This window comes from Sedimentibacter sp. B4, from assembly GCF_000309315.1.
Classification (GTDB): Bacteria; Bacillota; Clostridia; order Tissierellales; family Sedimentibacteraceae; genus Sedimentibacter; species Sedimentibacter saalensis.
This window is the reverse complement of the sequence record NZ_CANG01001163.1, coordinates 1-1,483: the sequence shown is the minus strand read 5'-3', so window position 1 is coordinate 1,483 and position 1,483 is coordinate 1. Positions and strand designations below refer to the sequence as shown.

Sequence of the window (1,483 nt, the reverse complement as noted above, 5' to 3'; positions counted from 1 at the left end):
ATGCCGTTTGATCTTGCAAATGACAGCTGCGGCTGAATGTGCTTGCCTGCTCCTGTGTATTCTGTTTCCTGAACCAGGATGATTTGATCTTCATCAAGTTCCTGTGCCAGTGAGAATGCTGCTGTAAGTGCTGTGTTTCCTGCAGGTCCTTTTTCAAGTCCTTCAAGGCTTGCCAATGCTTCTGTAATGTAGAATACATCTCCCTGATGAACTGTAAGGTATCTTTCCATGTATCTCAGTGGTCTTGCTGCTGAACGCGGAACATCTGAACGGTCTGGCCATGTTGTAAACGGCATTCCGAATCCTGTGTGTCCTGTTGTAAATGACTTTTTGTTAAACTGATTGTCTGAAGCCATGTGAAGACCTGAAAGATTAACACTTGCTGCTATACATGGGACTTTGCTCCTGCTTTTCTAAGTCCTCTTGCTGTTCCTGTAAGGTTTCCTCCGCCTGCATTTGTTGCTACAACATAATCAGGGTCTTTGCCGTACTTTTCTCTGAACTGCATTGCTATTTCATATCCCAGCGTTTCAACTCCTGCTATTGCAAACGGTGTGTATAGCGATGCATTGAAGTATCCTGTTTCTTCGAGAATTCTTAAGAATGTATAGAACAGTTCCGGTCCTACTGTAAGCTGCACAACTTCTGCTCCCAATGCTTCGCATGCTCTTGCTTTTTCTATTATTTCAGGCTGTCCTACTCCTCTTGAATCATAGCATTCCTGAACAACTATGCATTTGAGTCCGTGCATTGCTGCCTGTGATGCAACTGCTGCTCCGTAGTTTCCGCTTGTAGCAGTTACAACGCCTTTGTAGCCAAGCTTTTTAGCCTGGTATACAGCTGTTGAAGCTCTTCTTGCCTTGAAGGAACCTGATGCATTTGATGCTTCATCTTTTATGAATATTCTTGCTCCCTTACCTGCCGGTGCAAATTTTCTTGCCAGTGCTGAAAGGTTTCTCAGTTCAATGATAGGAGTGTTTCCAACTCCGTGCTCTGACTGAATTTTTTGAATTTCTGCAATTGTAAATCCTGCTTCTTTCATCATTCTTTCATAGTCAAATGCAATTGAACCGCTTTCAAACTGTGAAAAATCAAGTCCTGCTGAATTTTTCATTATTTCAGGTCTTCTGGCCATGACTGCAGCGTAGCTCATATCTTTATTCATTTTCTGCACCTCCAAATAAGATGTCTCTTACTTGTTCACTCACTACCAAAAGTTCAGGAACAAACTTACCAAAATCATGTTTGTAATATGGATTAGCTTCTAACAATGTTCCGCGTTCTTCACGCTTTGTTCTTGTTAAAACTGTTACTTCATCTCCAATATTTGCATCTTCCTGCAAATATCCTTTAACCCACAATTCCAGCGGTACCTGTTTTGTGTCGTCTGGAACCTGAGGGGCTCTTTGTGATGGTTCTAATACATTTCTGTGGATTAAAACCCATTCGCCTTTTTTTATCATTTAAAACACTTCCTTTTTAT

General features: G+C 41.5%; 1 protein-coding gene and 1 pseudogene. Both read right to left on the bottom strand.

Annotated features, from left to right (window positions below):
* Positions 1 to 1,165: pseudogene (ortB, locus tag BN358_RS22100) on the bottom strand (2-amino-4-oxopentanoate thiolase subunit OrtB); the annotation flags it as partial.
* On the bottom strand, positions 1,158 to 1,463 hold the full coding sequence (ortA, locus tag BN358_RS22095) for a 2-amino-4-oxopentanoate thiolase subunit OrtA (RefSeq protein ID WP_019230590.1): 306 nt from the start codon (positions 1,461 to 1,463) through the stop codon (positions 1,158 to 1,160). The gene ortA and the pseudogene ortB, both read right to left, overlap by 8 nt.
* Between the last annotated feature and the right edge of the window lie 20 nt (positions 1,464 to 1,483).

Excerpts from the sequence above, each read along its gene's own strand:
- ortA (WP_019230590.1), bottom strand. The coding sequence starts at position 1,463 with ATGATAAAAAAAGGCGAATGGGTTTTAATCCACAGAAATGTATTAGAA.